Genomic DNA, 15294 nt, shown 5'->3' on the forward strand with positions numbered 1-15294 from the left:
GGGTAGAAGCTTAAGGGAAGGTGCTAATAGTTCCTGGTGACGCTCTGGCTTGCACTATAGGACTTGTTGGCACCTTCCCAAGTCTAACAGCTTGATCTGCCTGTCCAAAGAACAAAAGGCTGCTATTCTGGCCAGGGAGAGAGTCATCAAAGGAGTGGGATTATGCTGAGTAAATGGGGCTGGCGGCTGTTGCAATTGAGCCGAAAACTCTGGATGCGCACTGTGCTGTTTGCGATTCTTGCCGTGGTTACCGCATTGCTGGCGATAGTGGTGCAGGGGGTTATTCCCCCTTCGCTGTCGGGCATGATAGGTGCAGATGCGGTGGACAAGCTGCTCAATATCCTCGCCTCCAGCATGTTGGCCGTGACCACCTTTTCCCTGAGTGTGATGATTTCCGCCTATGGCGCAGCCACCAGCAATATTTCCCCCAGAGCCACCAAGCTGTTGATGGAAGACTCCACTGCCCAGCAGGCGCTGGCTACCTTTGTCGGCTCCTTTGTTTTCAGCATAGTGGGCATTATCGCCCTCAGTACCGGTGTTTATGGCGAAGAGGGGCGGGTGGTACTGTTTCTGGTGACTGTGGCCGTGGTGGTATTGATAGTGGCCACCATTCTGGTGTGGATCAATCATTTGTCCAAGCTAGGCCGGGTAGGGGAAACCACAGACAGGATTGAAAAGGCGGCCGGAGCGGCTATCCAGCGGCGCTGTGAGCATCCTTGGCTGGACGGGCGGCGCCTGGCATCAGAGGAGGATATTCCCAAAGGGGCTTTAGCTCTCTATCCGGCCGACACAGGCTATGTGCAGCATGTGGATCTCGGCAGCATCAATCAATGGGCCGAAGATTACGGCGCCGAAGCCTATATCACGTCATTGCCAGGTGCCTTTGTCCATCAGGGACGGCCCCTGCTGTGGCTGAGTTTTCAGGCTGAGGATGGCGGTGTCGATGATGCTCAATTGCAGCCACTGCACAAGGCTTTTACCGTGGCCAATGAACGTTCTTTCGATCAAGACCCTCGCTTTGGGTTGTCGGTATTGGCCGAAGTGGCATCGAGGGCCTTGTCGGCGGCGGTGAATGATCCTGGCACAGCGATAGATGTGATTGGTCGCGGAGTCAGATTGATAGCCAAATGGCAGGTGACCGATGAGCAGAATCTGCCGGCGCCAGAGGCTATTCCCTATCCCAGAGTTTGGATGCTGCCGATACGTCTTGAAGAGCTGTTCGATGACTTCTTTATGCCGATAGCCCGGGATGGTGCGGCGCTGGTGGAGATTCACATTCGGCTGCAAAAAGCCTTTCAAGCCTTGTCCAACCGGGCGGAGTTTAGCGAGGTGTGTCGCAAACACTCCGAGCTGGCGCTGGCCAGAGCCGAACAGGTACTGACGTTTGAGCCAGATGTTACACTGCTTCGGAAGCTTGCCGCCGAGCTACAGCAAGAGTCAGGTAACGGATAGCTGGCGCAGAACTCAGCTTGCGGCTATGCTATTCGCGGACTTTTTTATCAGGGAAAGATAATGAAACCTTCAAATCTATTACTTGTTGCCTCATTGGCATTGGCAGCGCCGCTGCAGGCTGCCGAAGATCCTGCCGTAGCCGAAGCCATTGAGGCCGGGTTACAACATTACCGCAAGGGTGAATTGAGCCAGGCCAGTTCACAACTGGATTATGCCTCAACCCTTATCCGGCAGCAGCGGGCCGGAGAAGTCGTAGGGGTATTTCCCGAGCCATTGCCGGGTTGGCAAGCCGATGACCCTTCAAGCGATACAGGTGGCATGATGTTGGGCGGGGGCATAAATGCCAGCCGCCACTACTACAAAGAAGACAGTGCGCAACTGGAGATAGAGCTGGTGCTCGACTCCCCCTTATTGCAGTCTGTTATGGCCATGCTGACCAATCCATCTATGATAGCCATGAGCGGCGGCAAGCTGGTCAAGGTTCAGGGGCATAACGCCATGCTGAATACTGAATCCGGTGAGGCAGAGCTGACTGTGATAGTCAATGGCAATGCCATGTTCACTCTCTCGGGGGAAGGGGTTAAAGCCAGTGAATTGCAGGAGTTTGCCAACGCCCTGCATCTGGATAGGCTTTAAGATCCGGCTCGGAATCGAGCTAATCAGGATTTGATCATGGGCCCCTGCGGTTTAAGCTGCCGGGGCCTCTGTATTTGGGGGTATCAGCGCAGTAACTGCTGATAGAGCCAGGACTTGAGTTCGGCGCGGCGCAGTTTCAACTGGTTGAAACGTTCTTCTGCTGTGGGGACACAGTTTTCTTCCAATCCACGGATCTCATGGTCGAGGTCGTGATACTCGGCTGCCAGCTCGCGAAAGTGAGGATCGTTTTCCTTGAGTTGATGGATTTTCTGTTTGTGCTCCGGAAACTCCAGGATTAGCGCATGGTTTTCGCCCAACATAAGCTCTCTCCTTCAAATAGTGCCTGGCCGAAACAGGCTCAAGCCTTGATTCCTACTCTACCCAGCGGCGCTTTGTCTGTCATCCGCAGAAAGTCGACAAATAACCATAATCCTGTTTAGTGGCAAGTGAGCAATTAACGGCCAGCTCGCCATCCCTGGTTCGTGCTAATGAACTTGTCGCTTCGCAACATTTGCCCTAGTCGCAGGGCTGCCTGTGCGAACGCTCACCGCAGGTGATAGGCCATGGCTGGAAAGCAAGCCGATATTGATAGGTGATTTCATCCATAAGGCCAAGACAGGCAAGTTGTCACCGGGTTCCCTGACTCATTTGGCGAAAAGGCGGCTATTGGGTCTTGCGAAGGGGAAAGGAGATGTTTCTTTGGGCCCTCATTCGGGCCCAAAGCGTGCAGGCTTAGCCTTTGATGCTGAAGCTGCCTTGCATCACGGCCCAGTGGCCGGGGAAGGAGCAGAAGAAGTTGTAGCTTTCTTCCGGTGTCATGCCTTCGGTGCTGAAGCTGATGCTGACAGATTCGCCACCACCAACCAGAGGAGTGTGGGCAATCACCCGCTCGTCACCGTCTTTGACATAGGCGGCATCGGCGCCGGCTGCCATACCATCAGTAGCAATGCCCTGCATGTCGGCGCTCTTGCTCAGAACCCAGTTATGGCCCATGGCTGTCACTGGCAGGGTGCCGGAATGAGTCAATGTCAGTTCTACCGTCTTGCAACTGGCGGGAACGCTTAATTCCTTGGTATCAAATTGCATCGCATCGTTGGCTGTGATGGTCAGGCTGCATTCGTCGGCGCTGGCAGTGCTGCTGATAACGGCGCCGGCTCCCAACAGGGCAATACCCGCGAGTCTCTTGGTTAACTTATTCATTTTCAATTCCTTTTCTGGTTTTAGGGTCGATATTTCTCTCGACAGCACGAGAGCCCCGCAGGCTCCCGCCTGGGTCAATCATAACGGCATTTCCCTTAAATGAGAATTAATCTCAGAATTTTAACTGTCAGCTGAGGTTGGAGCAGCTGACAGTCGCTTGGGCTGTGATAGACTGACAGCCGAATCAATACTTGCCACGGAGGCACTCATGAAAGGTCCTGGTTTTTTGTCATCTCTTGTTCTGGGCGGCATATTGCTCAGCAGCCCTTTGGCGTTGGCCGATGACAGCGATCGCCGGGCTCAGGTGGAGCAGTTACTGCTGGAAATGCAGATGGACTCCATGATGGACACGGCTTATACCCAGATGGAAATGATGATTTTGGGCATGCAACAACAGTTCAATATCAAGGAGAGTGAAAAGCCTTTATTTGAAGAGTTTGCCCGCAAGAGTACGCAGATCTTCAAGCAGGAGCTGGGCTGGGACAAGCTGAAGCAGCCGTTGACCGATATTTATGTCAAGCATTACAGCGACAAGGAAATTGCCGATATGCTGGCGTTTTATGCCAGTGATACTGGGCGCTCCATGGTCGCCAAGATGCCGGCCGTGATGCAGGAATCCATGATGGTGACTCAATCACTGAGCCAGGGGCTGCTGCCTAAGATGGAGCTGCTGCAGCAGGAGTTTGCCACCAAGCTTCAGGCCCACAGAGAGGCCAATCCAGGCGAATAATTTGACTGGCAGCCAGCATAAAAAACGGGAGTCTATGACTCCCGTTTTTGTGGCGGTAACGGCGTGATTACAGCTCGCGGCGGTAGGGAATACCGCGCTGGGCGCCATGACGGGTCACGGCTATGGAGGCGGCCTTATTGGCAAAATCCACCGCTTGTTCCATGGCCAGTCCCTCACTTAAGGCCACCATCAGGGCACCGTTGAAGGTGTCTCCAGCGGCCACAGTATCAAGTACCTTGACCGGGTAGCTAGGCACCAGGCCCTCAAACTCTGGGTGACGCACATAGGCGCCGCGGCTGCCGAGGGTGATCACCACGGCGCCAACCCCTTTGGCTTGCAGAGCGGCTGCGGCTTTGGCTGCGCCGGCTTCATCTTCCACCTTGATACCGGTAAGGGCTTCTGCCTCAGTTTCGTTGGGAGTGATGATATCCACCAAGGCCAGCACATCGTCAGCCAGCGTGCTGGCGGGGGCCGGGTTGAGAATTGTCACTGTGTCTTGTTGCTTGGCCAGTTGCAGCGCGGCTTTGACCGATTCCAACGGCGTTTCCAGCTGTGCCAGCAGGTAACTGGCGCCTTCGAATAGCTCTTGATGACAGTGGACATCGGCTGGCTCCAGGCTGGCGTTGGCGCCGGCGGCCACCCCAATACAGTTTTCACCGCCATCGCCGATGAAAATCATTGCGCTGCCGGTTGCCATTTCCGGCACTTTCTTCAAGCCCTGAGGATGAATGCCATCGTCCAACCAACTCTTGATCATGGTATCGGCAATGGCGTCGTCCCCAAGATGGCAGATAAAGTCCACTCGGGTGCCAGGTTGCACCAGTCTGGCGACGGCAACTGCCTGATTGGCGCCTTTGCCACCGTGTTCCAAACGGTAGCTGCGGCTCATCAGTGTTTGCCCTGGCTCGGGCAAGTGACTGAATTCCATCACATGATCGGCATTGGCACTGCCGATTATCACTAGTCTACTCATGTATTAATCCTGATAGGCGTAGAGGCTTTCAACCAGCAGATCCACAAAGCCTTCACGATCCAGATGCATCAGCACCTTGGCGTTGGCGGGCTTGCCGGTTAAGTGATAGCGGTCGACAACCGTCATCCCTACAGTCAGCTCGCTCTGGGTTTCGATGGCAACATGGCAGTCCAAGCCGATGAACAACTCAGGCTTGAGCAGCCAGGCTATGGTGCAGGGGTCATGCAGCGGCGCGCCATCAAAGCCCCACTTGGGATCCTTGTGGTAGATAACAAAGAATTCCAGCAGATCGGCAACACACTTGGCAACCTTGTTGGGAATCGCGCGGAAACGGGCTACATCCTCTTCCATGATCTGCGCCTCATGGGTCACGTCCAGACCGGCCATGACGATGGGGATCCCTGACTTGAACACTATGTCGGCCGCTTCAGGATCAACAAAAATGTTGAATTCGGCGGCAGGGGTCCAGTTACCGACACCGGCGGCGCCACCCATCAGCACTATCTGCTCGATACGGGACTTGAGTTCGGGATAGGCGCTCAGGAAAATAGCGATATTGGTCAAGGGGCCCGTGGGCACCAGAGTCACCGGCTGGCTGCTTTGGCGGATTTTTTCTGCCATCAGTTCCCAGGCCATCATCGGCTGAGGTTCAAAGGCGGGATCCGGCAGTTCTGGGCCATCGAGCCCGGATTCACCGTGAACACTGTCGGCAATGATCAGCTCTCTTGCCAATGGCTTGGGGGCGCCGCTGGCCACAGGAATATCGGTTCTGCCCAGCAGAGTAAGCACTCGCATGGCGTTGTTGAGTGTTTTTTCCTGGGTTTGGTTACCGGCGCTGGTGGTCACGGCCAGCAGATCCAGCTCAGGGTTGGCCAGGGCCAGGATCAAGGCGATGGCATCATCATGGCCGGGATCGCAGTCGAGAATGATAGGGCGTTTCATGCTGTTACTCCTTTAGCAATTTGCCCGAGCATAGCATGACTCTTTGGCGCGCGCAGAACCGGATGGCAAACTGTGAAGTGTTCCTCAACTGATTGCTGAAATCTGCTACAATCCGCGGCCTTAAAGGATTGAATCAAAGGGGACCCGGTGGGAAAGATACGGGCAATCTGGGAAGATCTGATAATTATCGGCCTTTTTGCGCTTGCCGGCGGGCTGTTCTCGGCTCTAGGGCTCTATTTTGTCAAAGAGAGTGTCCAATCCTGGTATGAAGTGAATATCCTGCTCGAACGAGGCGTCGAGACCCAAGGTTATATTGCCCGGCGTGAGCAACACTACGTGTCCCCTGGGCGCTGGGGTCTTGGCCGTTATGAGTGGGATTGTCTGCTGTATTATCAGTTGCCGAACGGCAGTGAGTATCAGATCTGGGATCCCCCAGGCCTGCTTTGCGATTCGAGAAGCGTCGGTGAAGCCGTGATCCTTTGGCATTTGCCTGAGGAGCCCGGCATAGTGCGCACCGATATCCAGTACTATCGAGAACAGCAAAATACCTGGCTCGAGCTGTGGGGGATTCTAATCGCGCTATTGCCGCTGGCCATTGGCGGAAAGTTTGTGGGTAAAACGGTCCAGTGTTTGCGCTTTCTTCGGGCTCGGGAGCGGTTGTCGCCAATAGTTGAGCAGTTACTGGAGGCCGATAACCCCGCCGAGTTACTGGCATTGCTTGAAGCCAACCGGGCCAGCCCGGCCAGTAGCTATTTGGGACGGCAGGCCCTTGGCTATATCGCCGCCAGACCTGAATGGCAGGTGCGTTTTCTTGCCTGGTTTGTGCCTGTGTGCCTCAAGTGGGAGCCGCCAAGTAAAGGCGAGGGCGTCTCTGGCCTCGAACTTTCACTGCAATTGGCGCTCGGCCGCCGCTACCCTGAGTTTACCCTGGCACTGCTCGATGGCATTCGCAGCCTGTTTGCTGAGCATGAACTGGCGAAGATGGTCTTCTCCCAGCACCTGGCCAAGCTGCAACGCAAACCTTGGAGCACGGAAATTCAGGGGCAATTCCATGCCTTGTTATTGGGGCGGCAAATGCCTTTGGGTGACAACGGATTTATCCACACCGAATTGAGTCGCTTGGTATGTCTTGGCTGGCTTTTGAATAACCTGGAATCGCTGCCCGATGTTTGGCGCGGCGCTACTGCAACCTTGCTCAAAGCGCTCGCAGCGCAGCCGCCACTGAATCCTTTGAGCCGTAAACAGCGTAAAAAACAAGCGCTGCATTGGCGCTATATTCTTGGCAGCCTGGCATCCAAGTTTAACTCAGGGGCAATCGGTCGAAAGCGTCAGACACAGCTGGCACAGATTGAAACCGATATCCAGGTGCTGGCCGCCAGCCGTGGTTTTACGCTGAGCAGATAAGATGAAAAAGCGCCGGCTGGCTATCTATGGATATGGCGATATTTGTAAACCAATGACGACTGACTGGGTGAGATATCTCTGATTTTGTGGCGGATGGAAGGTAAATCTCTTTTCTGTCACTTTGCAGTTCATTCAGGTATGTTAAAATTGTTTGCTGTTTCAGGGAGTAAGAAACTCTGATGAAACTTTGGTCGCCTTAAGCCATTCAATAATTGGTGCGGCGTTATCGGATCTTGGATCTGTTATTGGGAGAAAACATGGAACATTTCATCGGAGCCATCAAAAAATACGCCGACTTTACCGGTCGGGCCCGTCGGACAGAATACTGGATGTTCACTCTGTTCTATATCATTTTCAGCCTGGTTGTCAGTGCTATTGACTATGCGCTGGGTACCACAGTGCTGGGGCTGATTTATTCTTTGGGCCTGTTGTTGCCCTCTATTGCGGTTGCCGCGCGTCGTCTGCACGACACTGACCGCAGTGGTTGGTGGCAGTTGTTGGCATTTATCCCTATCATAGGTTGGATAGTGTTGCTGGTCTTCTACTGCCAGGACAGCGAAGTGGGTGACAACCGCTTTGGCAGTAACCCCAAAGAGCTGGGTTAAGATAATGGAAAGGGAGCCTCGGCTCCCTTTTTGTTTTCAGGGTAAATCTGCGGCGGTCAGTCGTCGTCAAAATTAGACATTCATCCATATAGACGTCTATAATGCCCGCTCTCGGTCAGGCCGGGAATGACAGCACAGTATTTCAGTCAACCTCTCGTGGTGCCCCGGAATGAAAGACCGGGGATAATCGGGAAGCCGGTGAGAATCCGGCACTGCCCCCGCAACGGTAAATGGTGAGAGACAGGCGCGCCCAAGTGGCGTCATAAAAGCCGGGTCTTGCGCGGTCAACCGCATAGCCAAAGTCCGGAGACCGGCCCTGGAGGTATTTCGATGATTTCGGTGGGCAGATCTCGAAATGCGGCAGCCAAGGGGCTCTCCCTGCCGTGGCACTCTTGCCCCGTTTCCCTTTCAGGAGTCAAAGGAAAATGGGTTTCAAACTAAATCATCTCGCGCTGCTCTGCGGTGCATTTACCTCAGTTCCCGTCATGGCGAGTGCTACAACCCAGGCCGTGGATGAACAGCTGGTGGTCATTGGCCGTCAGGATGACACGCCGCTCAATATTGCCGCCAATGTGGTGGTCATAGATGCCGCCGATATTCAGCAAAGCGGTGCCAGTAATCTGAGCGAGTTGCTGCGTGGCCGCAGTGGCATTCAAATATCGGACAATAACTCAGGGCCTGTGCTGGCGATGCGCGGTTTCTCTTCCAGCCAAGCGGTGAATAACACCCTGATACTGATAGATGGTCGCCGACTCAACAATATCGATATTGCAGCCCCCAGCCTGAGTGCCATTGCGGTCAATCAGATTGAAAGGGTAGAGATCCTTTCCGGCAGCGCCGGGGTGCTCTATGGTGATCAGGCCGTCGGAGGAGTGATCAATATTATCACCAAGGCGCCCAGTGCCAGCGGTGGCAACCTGACCCTCTCAGGTGGCAGCTTCGATACCTACGAAGGCCGTGGCGATCTGTCCGGCGCCATCAATGAAAACTGGCGCTACTATTTGGCAGCTGCTTACAACGAGAGCGACAACTACCGTAGAAACAATGCCAACGAAACCGGTTCTGTGCTGGGGCGTCTGCAATATGATTCAGAGTTGACCAACTTCTTTGTCGAAGGCAGTTACTACGATAACAAGCGCCAGACTCCAGGTTCACTGACCCAAGCTCAGTTTGAAGCCGATCCACGCCAGGCGACATCGACGCCGGGTGATTACAACCATGAGATGACTTCCGCCTGGCGTGCTCATCTCCAGCGCCAGGTGCACGCCAACTGGGCCCTGGCTGCGGACCTCAACTACAGTGATACTTTGGTGTCCAGTGTCAGCTATGGCAACCCAGGTCGTAACGAGCGCTCGCTGTTGGAATTCAATCCCAAGGCACTGGGACGTTATCAGACCCGCAATGGTGAGCTGAGCATAGTCATAGGCGCCGATATTCAACGGGGTGAAACTGAGTTCGATCTCAGTTATATGCAGCGCAGTAACACCCAAACCATGACCAGCACCTATCTGCAGGCCAATGTGCCGCTGACTAACAGCCTGAGCTATGTGGTGGGCGGGCGCTATGCCAAGGTCAAGGATGAACTCAAGGACGGTCAGATTTACCCCAATGGCATAGATTTGGATGAAGACGCTCACGCGCTCGAGTTGGGGCTCAACTATCGGCCGCTGGAAGGCCACAGATTCTATCTTCGCGGTGATGAGAGTTTCCGTTTCGCCAAGGTCGATGAGCAAGCTTATACGCCGCCAACAGTCGTCGGCCTCAAGCCGCAGACCGGCCGTTCCATTGAAGCCGGCTGGGATTGGACCTTGAGCAACCAGAGTCTGCGTCTGAACCTGTACCGACTGTCGCTGGAAGATGAAATTGTCTTTGACCCCAGCGCCGATATGCCTATCGGCGGTGCTTTCCCCGGCGCCAACGTCAACGCCGATGCTTCCCGCCGTTATGGCGCCAGCCTCGACTGGGACTGGCAGCTCAATGAAATGCTGCAGTTGGGACTTGAGTACAACTATATCGATGCCGAATTTACTGAAGGTGCCAACAAAGGCAAATCTCTCTCCTGGGTGGCCGAGCATTCCGGGCGTGTCTACACCAGTGTGGACTTTGGTCAGCACTGGCAGCTGTTTGTCGAGGGTCAGTATCTGGGTGACAGATATATGGAGGGTGACAATGGCAACCAGCACGATAAACTGGATAGCTATTGGCTGGGGAATATCGCCCTTAACTACAGCCGTGATGCCTGGCTTGCCAGCCTGAGGGTCGACAACCTGTTTGACAAGCAATACGCCAGCTCAGGTTATTTCAGTACTTGGGGCGATGGTTATTACTCGGGTAGCGGCCGTGCGCTGAGATTCAGCGTCAGCTATCGCTTCTGATAGCATAGAAAGCCGGGGGTTCCCGGCTTTTTTCTGCCCGTATTTCTATCTGTTTTAGTTGGAAAGTACTCACCGACAAGGAGGCAAGAGTCGAAATATGAAAGCTGATTTTAGATATGGTTTGAGAGGCGTGGCCATAGCCCTGTTGTCGCTGCTTTTGCTGGCTTGCTCCGAGCCCAAGCTGGCATATATCGGCAGCAATGGCAAACTGCTGGCCTTCGGTGACAGCCTGACCCAAGGCGTTGGTGCCAAGGCCGGGCAGGATTATCCCAGCCGTCTGGCCGAGTTGTGCCGTTGTGAGGTGATCAACGCCGGGATTTCCGGTGAGCAATCTGCTGCCGGGCTTGAGCGTTTGCCGGCACTGCTGGATGAAACCAAGCCGGATCTGCTTATTTTGCTCGAAGGCGGTAACGATATTCTCCGCGGTCGTAGCCAGGTGCAATTGGCGCAAAACATTGAGGCCATGTTACTTGAGGCCAAAGCCCGGCAAATTCCGGTAGTGTTGCTGGCTGTGCCGCAAAAGAGCCTGCTGCTGTCCCCCCTGCCTTTGTATGCCGAACTGGCCGACAAGCACGGCGCCATCTTGCTGGAACAGACTCTGTCTGAGCTGCTGCGTTCAAACGAGCTCAAGTCCGATACTGTGCATCTCAATCAACAGGGGTATTCGCGTTTGGCACAAGTCATCTTTACCAGGCTGCAGGAGGCGGGCGCTTTTTGATGCTACTTTTTGATTCTATTTGGCAAAAACTGGGCTAATTATCGATTCAACTTGACCCTGGTGGGCGTTTTATGGGTAAATTCTCTGCCATAATAAATGGCAATAGTGCCTCCATAATAAATAACAACAGGTTTAAAGAATCACATGACAGATCTTGAGCAGCAGGTTTTTACTCAAGTGCGTGCCATTATTGCCAACGAAGAGCAGGTGATAGGGCGCCGCGGCATCCTGATCCCGCTTAAGAAGGCCATTATTGCTGATGGCGATATTCGCAATGTGATCGATATTGTCGCGACCGATCCCGCTCTGGCAGCTCATCTGCTGTGGCGCAGCAATAACGCGCTCTCTCCTTCCGTTCAGCCAAACCGCAGCCTCAAGGATGCATTGGTGCGTCTGGGACAGGTCAATATCTACCGTTATGCCTTTAGCTTTTATCTCAAAGAGCGGCTCGATGAATTGCCGCAGCCATACCGTAAACTGGTACTTGGCTATTGGCGCCTGACTGAGTCTGTGGCGACCGAGTCGGTGGACAGCTTGCATCAGATGCAAGGGGTACAGATAGACGCGGATGAAGTGCAGACTCTGGCACTGTTCAGCGTCTTTGGTCAGATTATTGCCCTGACGGCGTTTGCCTATCTCAACGCCGAAGCCGAGCAGTGCTTCCCGCTGGGCATTATCAAGACCCTGATAGAGACCCAGCAGCAGACGCTGACGGTGGAAGCTTTTGAATCTCTGGGGTTGGATGATGAGCTGCAAAGCGAGTTTATGGTCGCCCATAACCTGAGACAGACCCGGGATCCCAATTCACCCGGACTGGTACTGAGAAGGGTATTGTCCCAGCGCGGTCTGTTGCTGAATCCTCTCTAGATGCTTTGTGACTGCCGCCGACTTTCAGGCGCGGTGGCAGCCGCTCAGTCAGTGTCTGTCTTGACGCTGTAATCCCTCTTTGGCAATCAATTCCAGCAGCCTTTGCAGCTGCACTCTATTGCTGCTGTCGCGGCGGTAGGCACCGAACAGCGGCCGTTTCAGGCCTTCCTGCCCCAGTTTCACCGAGGTCAGGCTCAAGCCCTGGGCTTCGGTCAGTGACCAGTTGGGCAAGGCCGCAACCCCTTCTTTACAGGCGATGCGTTGCAGCAACACATTGGTGAGATCACAGCGTTTTTGTGGGCCGGGCACCACTCCGGCCGGCTCGAGGAAGTGACGGAAAATATCCAGCCTTTCCAGCGGTACTGGATAACTGATAATAGGTTCCCTGGCCAGTTGTTGCGGCAAAATATAGCTGTTGCCTGCCAGAGGGTGATCTTTGGCCATCACCAGTCTCACTTCAAAATCAAACAGATGCTGATAGGCAAGGGCATGGCCGGGCACAGGATCTGAGGTCAGCACTATATCCAGCTCACCGGTTTCCAGCGCATTGAGAGAGTCGAACAGATGGCGGCTGGAGAGATCCAGATTGGCATCCGGATAAGACTGATGAAAGGCTTCCATTACAGGCATCAGCCAGCGAAAACAGCTGTGACACTCAATACCCACCTTCAAGGGACCGCTGCTTCCAGATAGACCGCGTTTGAGCACAAATTCGGTTTCCTGTACCCGGGGCAGTATCTCTTCTGCCAGGGTCAGCAGGCGACTGCCCTCAAGCGTGAAGGTAAGAGGTTTGCTTTTGCGAACAAATACCTGGGAGTTAATCCGGGTCTCCAACTCTTTAATCTGGTGCGACAGCGCCGACTGGGTGACAAAACGTTTCTTCGCCGCGCCGGCCAGACTGCCACTTTCTTTCAGTGCTATCAGAGTACGAAGGTGTCTCAGTTCTATCATTTCCTCTCCACATGAATGCCGCTCATGTTGCCCTTGAATTCAATTCGGTTGCCTGTGCTGAGACTAGCACAATAAACTTCTAGACGTCCAGACGCCCGGTTTGATTTGTTGTGTTTCGGCGTCGCCAGTCACTTGCTGCACAGTTTATAGAGGATGGTATACATTATGCAATTAAATAGTCTTGGCTTTCCCCGTATCGGACGTCGACGTGAACTCAAGTTTGCTTTGGAGAAATATTGGCGCGGTGAGTCCAGCGTGGCCGAATTAGAGAGTGTTGCCAGGGAGCTTAGGCGTACCCACTGGCAGTGGCAGGCCGACGCCGGGGTGGCGCAGTTGCCGGTCGGTGACTTTGCTTACTATGATCAGGTGCTGACCCTGAGTGCGACTCTGGGGGTCATCCCCGAGCGTCACCGTGACGGCGGCGCTGTCAATCTCGATACCCTGTTCCGGATTGCCCGTGGCCGAGCGCCCAGCGGCAAGCATGCACCGGCGTCTGAAATGACCAAGTACTTCAACACCAACTACCATTATCTGGTGCCTGAGCTCAGCGAAGATCAACGCTTCGATATCGCCTGGGAACAGTTGTTTGAAGAGGTGACCGAGGCTCAGACGCTGGGCCACACTGCCAAGCCGGTACTGCTGGGGCCGGTCACTTTCCTGTATCTGTCCAAGACAGTGGGCTCAGAGTTCGACCGTTTGACACTGCTGCCGGCGCTGCTGGAATGTTATCAAGCCATTCTGGCCCGATTTGCCGCCCAGGGCGTTGAATGGGTGCAATTGGATGAACCTGCGCTGGCACTTGAGCTGGATGACAACTGGCAGCAGGCCTTCAATCAGGCCTACGGCGTGCTCAAGTCGGCGCCGCTCAAGCTGTTGCTGGCAACCTATTACGGCACTGTAGCCCACCATCAAAGTCTGTTGTCGGCACTGCCGGTGGCGGGTATTCACCTGGATCTGGTTACCGCGCCCGAGCAGTTGCAGGCCTTTGTCGGTGCACTGGCGCCTGAGCAGGTATTGTCGGTTGGGGTGATCAACGGCCGTAACGTCTGGGCCGCCGATCTGGATCTTGTGGCCGAGCAGTTGGCGCCACTGGCGCGTGATCTGGGAGACAGGCTCTGGCTCGCCACTTCCTGCTCCCTGTTGCATACCCCGGTGGATCTCGAGGTGGAGACCGCGCTGGCGCCCGAGCTTAAAAGCCTGCTGGCTTTCGCCAGGCAAAAACTTACCGAGTTGCAGGAGCTCAAGGCGCTTTTGGAGGCGCCTGAGACTGAAAATGCCAAAGCCGTGGTCGCCCGTTGCCGGGATCGGCGCGCGGCCAGGGCGCAGGGGCGTAATCAACAGCTCAGTGCCAGAATCGATGCCCTGAGCGCAACCGATTACGACCGAAACCATGAGTTTGAGGTGCGCAGACAAGCCCAGCAGGCCAGGTTCAAGCTGCCTTTGTTGCCGACGACTACCATAGGTTCATTCCCGCAGACGGCAGCCATTCGTAACCTGCGTAGCCGCTGGCGTAAGGGTGAATTGGACGATGCTGTGTACACAGAGCAGCTGCAACAGGTGACCCGGGATACCATAGAACGGCAGCTCAAGCTGGGGATAGATGTGTTGGTACACGGTGAAGCCGAGCGCAACGACATGGTGGAATACTTTGGTGAACAGCTCGATGGCGTTGGTTTTACCAAACAGGGGTGGGTGCAGAGCTATGGTTCCCGCTGCGTCAAGCCGCCGCTGATCTACGCCGATGTGACCCGTCCCAAGGCGATGACAGTCGACTGGGCCGAATATGCCCAGAGTCTCACCGACAGACCGGTGAAAGGCATGCTGACCGGGCCTGTGACCATATTGCATTGGTCCTTTGCCCGCGAGGATATCAGCCGCGAGCAGATAGCGACTCAGTTGGCCCTGGCGATACGCGATGAAGTGGTGGCATTGGAGCGGGCGGGCATAGGTATTATTCAGATTGATGAGCCGGCTTTTAGGGAAGGCTTGCCGCTCAAATGCAGCGATTGGGCCCATTATCTCGATTGGGCCGTGGCCGCCTTCAAGCTCAGCGCCGCCGGTGTCAGAGACGAGACCCAAATTCACACCCATATGTGCTACAGCGAATTCAACGACACTATTGCCGCAATTGCCGCCATGGATGCCGATGTGATCACCATAGAAACATCACGCTCGCGGATGGAGTTGTTGAATGCCTTTGAGGACTTTGACTATCCCAATGAAATCGGCCCCGGGGTTTATGATATTCACTCCCCCAATATTCCAACAGTGGAGGCCATGGTGAGCCTGATTGAAAAGGCGGCGCAGAAAATTCCTGTGCGCCAGCTCTGGGTCAACCCGGATTGCGGTTTGAAGACCCGTAACTGGGAGGAAGTCGAGCCGGCTTTGAAGAATATGGTCGATGCGACCAGGGAGTTGCGACGTCGACTCGGATGATAAAA

At 54.7% G+C, this 15294-nt stretch carries 14 protein-coding genes and 1 riboswitch; of the genes, 9 read left to right on the top strand and 5 right to left on the bottom strand.

Features of this window, described 5'->3' with window-relative positions; all coding sequences use genetic code 11:
- Positions 1-162: 162 nt before the first annotated feature.
- Both ACMHXI_RS14065 and ACMHXI_RS14070 read left to right on the top strand, forming a co-directional pair.
- Entirely contained in the window at positions 163-1452 is a 1290-nt protein-coding gene (locus ACMHXI_RS14065; protein WP_208164182.1) for a DUF2254 domain-containing protein, read from the top strand.
- A gap of 60 nt (positions 1453-1512) precedes the next feature.
- Entirely contained in the window at positions 1513-2088 is a 576-nt protein-coding gene (locus ACMHXI_RS14070; RefSeq protein ID WP_045282972.1) for a hypothetical protein, read from the top strand.
- 83 nt (positions 2089-2171) lie between these two features.
- Here ACMHXI_RS14070 and ACMHXI_RS14075 read toward each other — a convergent pair whose 3' ends face one another.
- A complete protein-coding gene (locus ACMHXI_RS14075; protein ID WP_025009029.1) occupies positions 2172-2408 on the bottom strand; it encodes a YdcH family protein in 237 nt (78 codons plus the stop codon).
- A gap of 412 nt (positions 2409-2820) precedes the next feature.
- Positions 2821-3288, bottom strand: coding sequence for an azurin (gene azu / locus ACMHXI_RS14080; protein WP_101059385.1), 468 nt, complete (start codon positions 3286-3288; stop codon positions 2821-2823).
- A gap of 208 nt (positions 3289-3496) precedes the next feature.
- On the opposite strand from azu, the gene ACMHXI_RS14085 reads away from it, so the two are divergent.
- Positions 3497-4018, top strand: coding sequence for a DUF2059 domain-containing protein (locus ACMHXI_RS14085; protein ID WP_101059386.1), 522 nt, complete (start codon positions 3497-3499; stop codon positions 4016-4018).
- Between the two features lie 67 nt (positions 4019-4085).
- Here ACMHXI_RS14085 and rbsK read toward each other — a convergent pair whose 3' ends face one another.
- Positions 4086-4991, bottom strand: coding sequence for a ribokinase (gene rbsK, locus ACMHXI_RS14090; RefSeq protein ID WP_044735077.1), 906 nt, complete (start codon positions 4989-4991; stop codon positions 4086-4088).
- Between the two features lie 3 nt (positions 4992-4994).
- Complete coding sequence (gene rihA / locus ACMHXI_RS14095) at positions 4995-5933, bottom strand: pyrimidine-specific ribonucleoside hydrolase RihA (RefSeq protein WP_101059387.1); 939 nt, start codon at positions 5931-5933, stop codon at positions 4995-4997.
- 147 nt (positions 5934-6080) lie between these two features.
- Between rihA and ACMHXI_RS14100 the strand changes: the two genes are divergently transcribed.
- The 5 genes from ACMHXI_RS14100 to ACMHXI_RS14120 all read left to right on the top strand — a co-directional run bounded on the left by ACMHXI_RS14100 (position 6081) and on the right by ACMHXI_RS14120 (position 11902).
- On the top strand, positions 6081-7337 hold the full coding sequence (locus ACMHXI_RS14100) for a hypothetical protein (RefSeq protein WP_101059388.1): 1257 nt from the start codon (positions 6081-6083) through the stop codon (positions 7335-7337).
- A 257-nt stretch (positions 7338-7594) separates the two neighbouring features.
- The gene (locus ACMHXI_RS14105; protein ID WP_025009034.1) at positions 7595-7942 is read left to right on the top strand and encodes a DUF805 domain-containing protein; all 348 of its coding nucleotides are present in this window, start codon (positions 7595-7597) and stop codon (positions 7940-7942) included.
- Between the two features lie 140 nt (positions 7943-8082).
- A riboswitch (cobalamin riboswitch) is annotated at positions 8083-8276 on the top strand.
- Positions 8277-8367: 91 nt separating this feature from the next.
- The gene (locus ACMHXI_RS14110) at positions 8368-10317 is read left to right on the top strand and encodes a TonB-dependent receptor (protein WP_025888825.1); all 1950 of its coding nucleotides are present in this window, start codon (positions 8368-8370) and stop codon (positions 10315-10317) included.
- 97 nt (positions 10318-10414) lie between these two features.
- On the top strand, positions 10415-11035 hold the full coding sequence (locus ACMHXI_RS14115; protein ID WP_037475231.1) for a GDSL-type esterase/lipase family protein: 621 nt from the start codon (positions 10415-10417) through the stop codon (positions 11033-11035).
- Between the two features lie 144 nt (positions 11036-11179).
- On the top strand, positions 11180-11902 hold the full coding sequence (locus tag ACMHXI_RS14120) for an HDOD domain-containing protein (protein WP_025009036.1): 723 nt from the start codon (positions 11180-11182) through the stop codon (positions 11900-11902).
- A 48-nt stretch (positions 11903-11950) separates the two neighbouring features.
- On the opposite strand, the gene ACMHXI_RS14125 is transcribed toward ACMHXI_RS14120, so the two are convergent.
- Positions 11951-12853, bottom strand: coding sequence for a LysR family transcriptional regulator (locus ACMHXI_RS14125; protein WP_025009037.1), 903 nt, complete (start codon positions 12851-12853; stop codon positions 11951-11953).
- 165 nt (positions 12854-13018) lie between these two features.
- Between ACMHXI_RS14125 and metE the strand changes: the two genes are divergently transcribed.
- Positions 13019-15289 (top strand): 5-methyltetrahydropteroyltriglutamate--homocysteine S-methyltransferase, encoded by a 2271-nt coding sequence (gene metE / locus ACMHXI_RS14130; protein ID WP_101059389.1) that lies wholly within the window; start codon positions 13019-13021, stop codon positions 15287-15289.
- The last annotated feature ends 5 nt before the right edge of the window (positions 15290-15294 follow it).

Origin of the sequence: Shewanella sp. BJSY2023SW005 (assembly GCF_047314585.1) — a bacterium.
GTDB lineage: Bacteria > Pseudomonadota > Gammaproteobacteria > Enterobacterales > Shewanellaceae > Shewanella > Shewanella algae.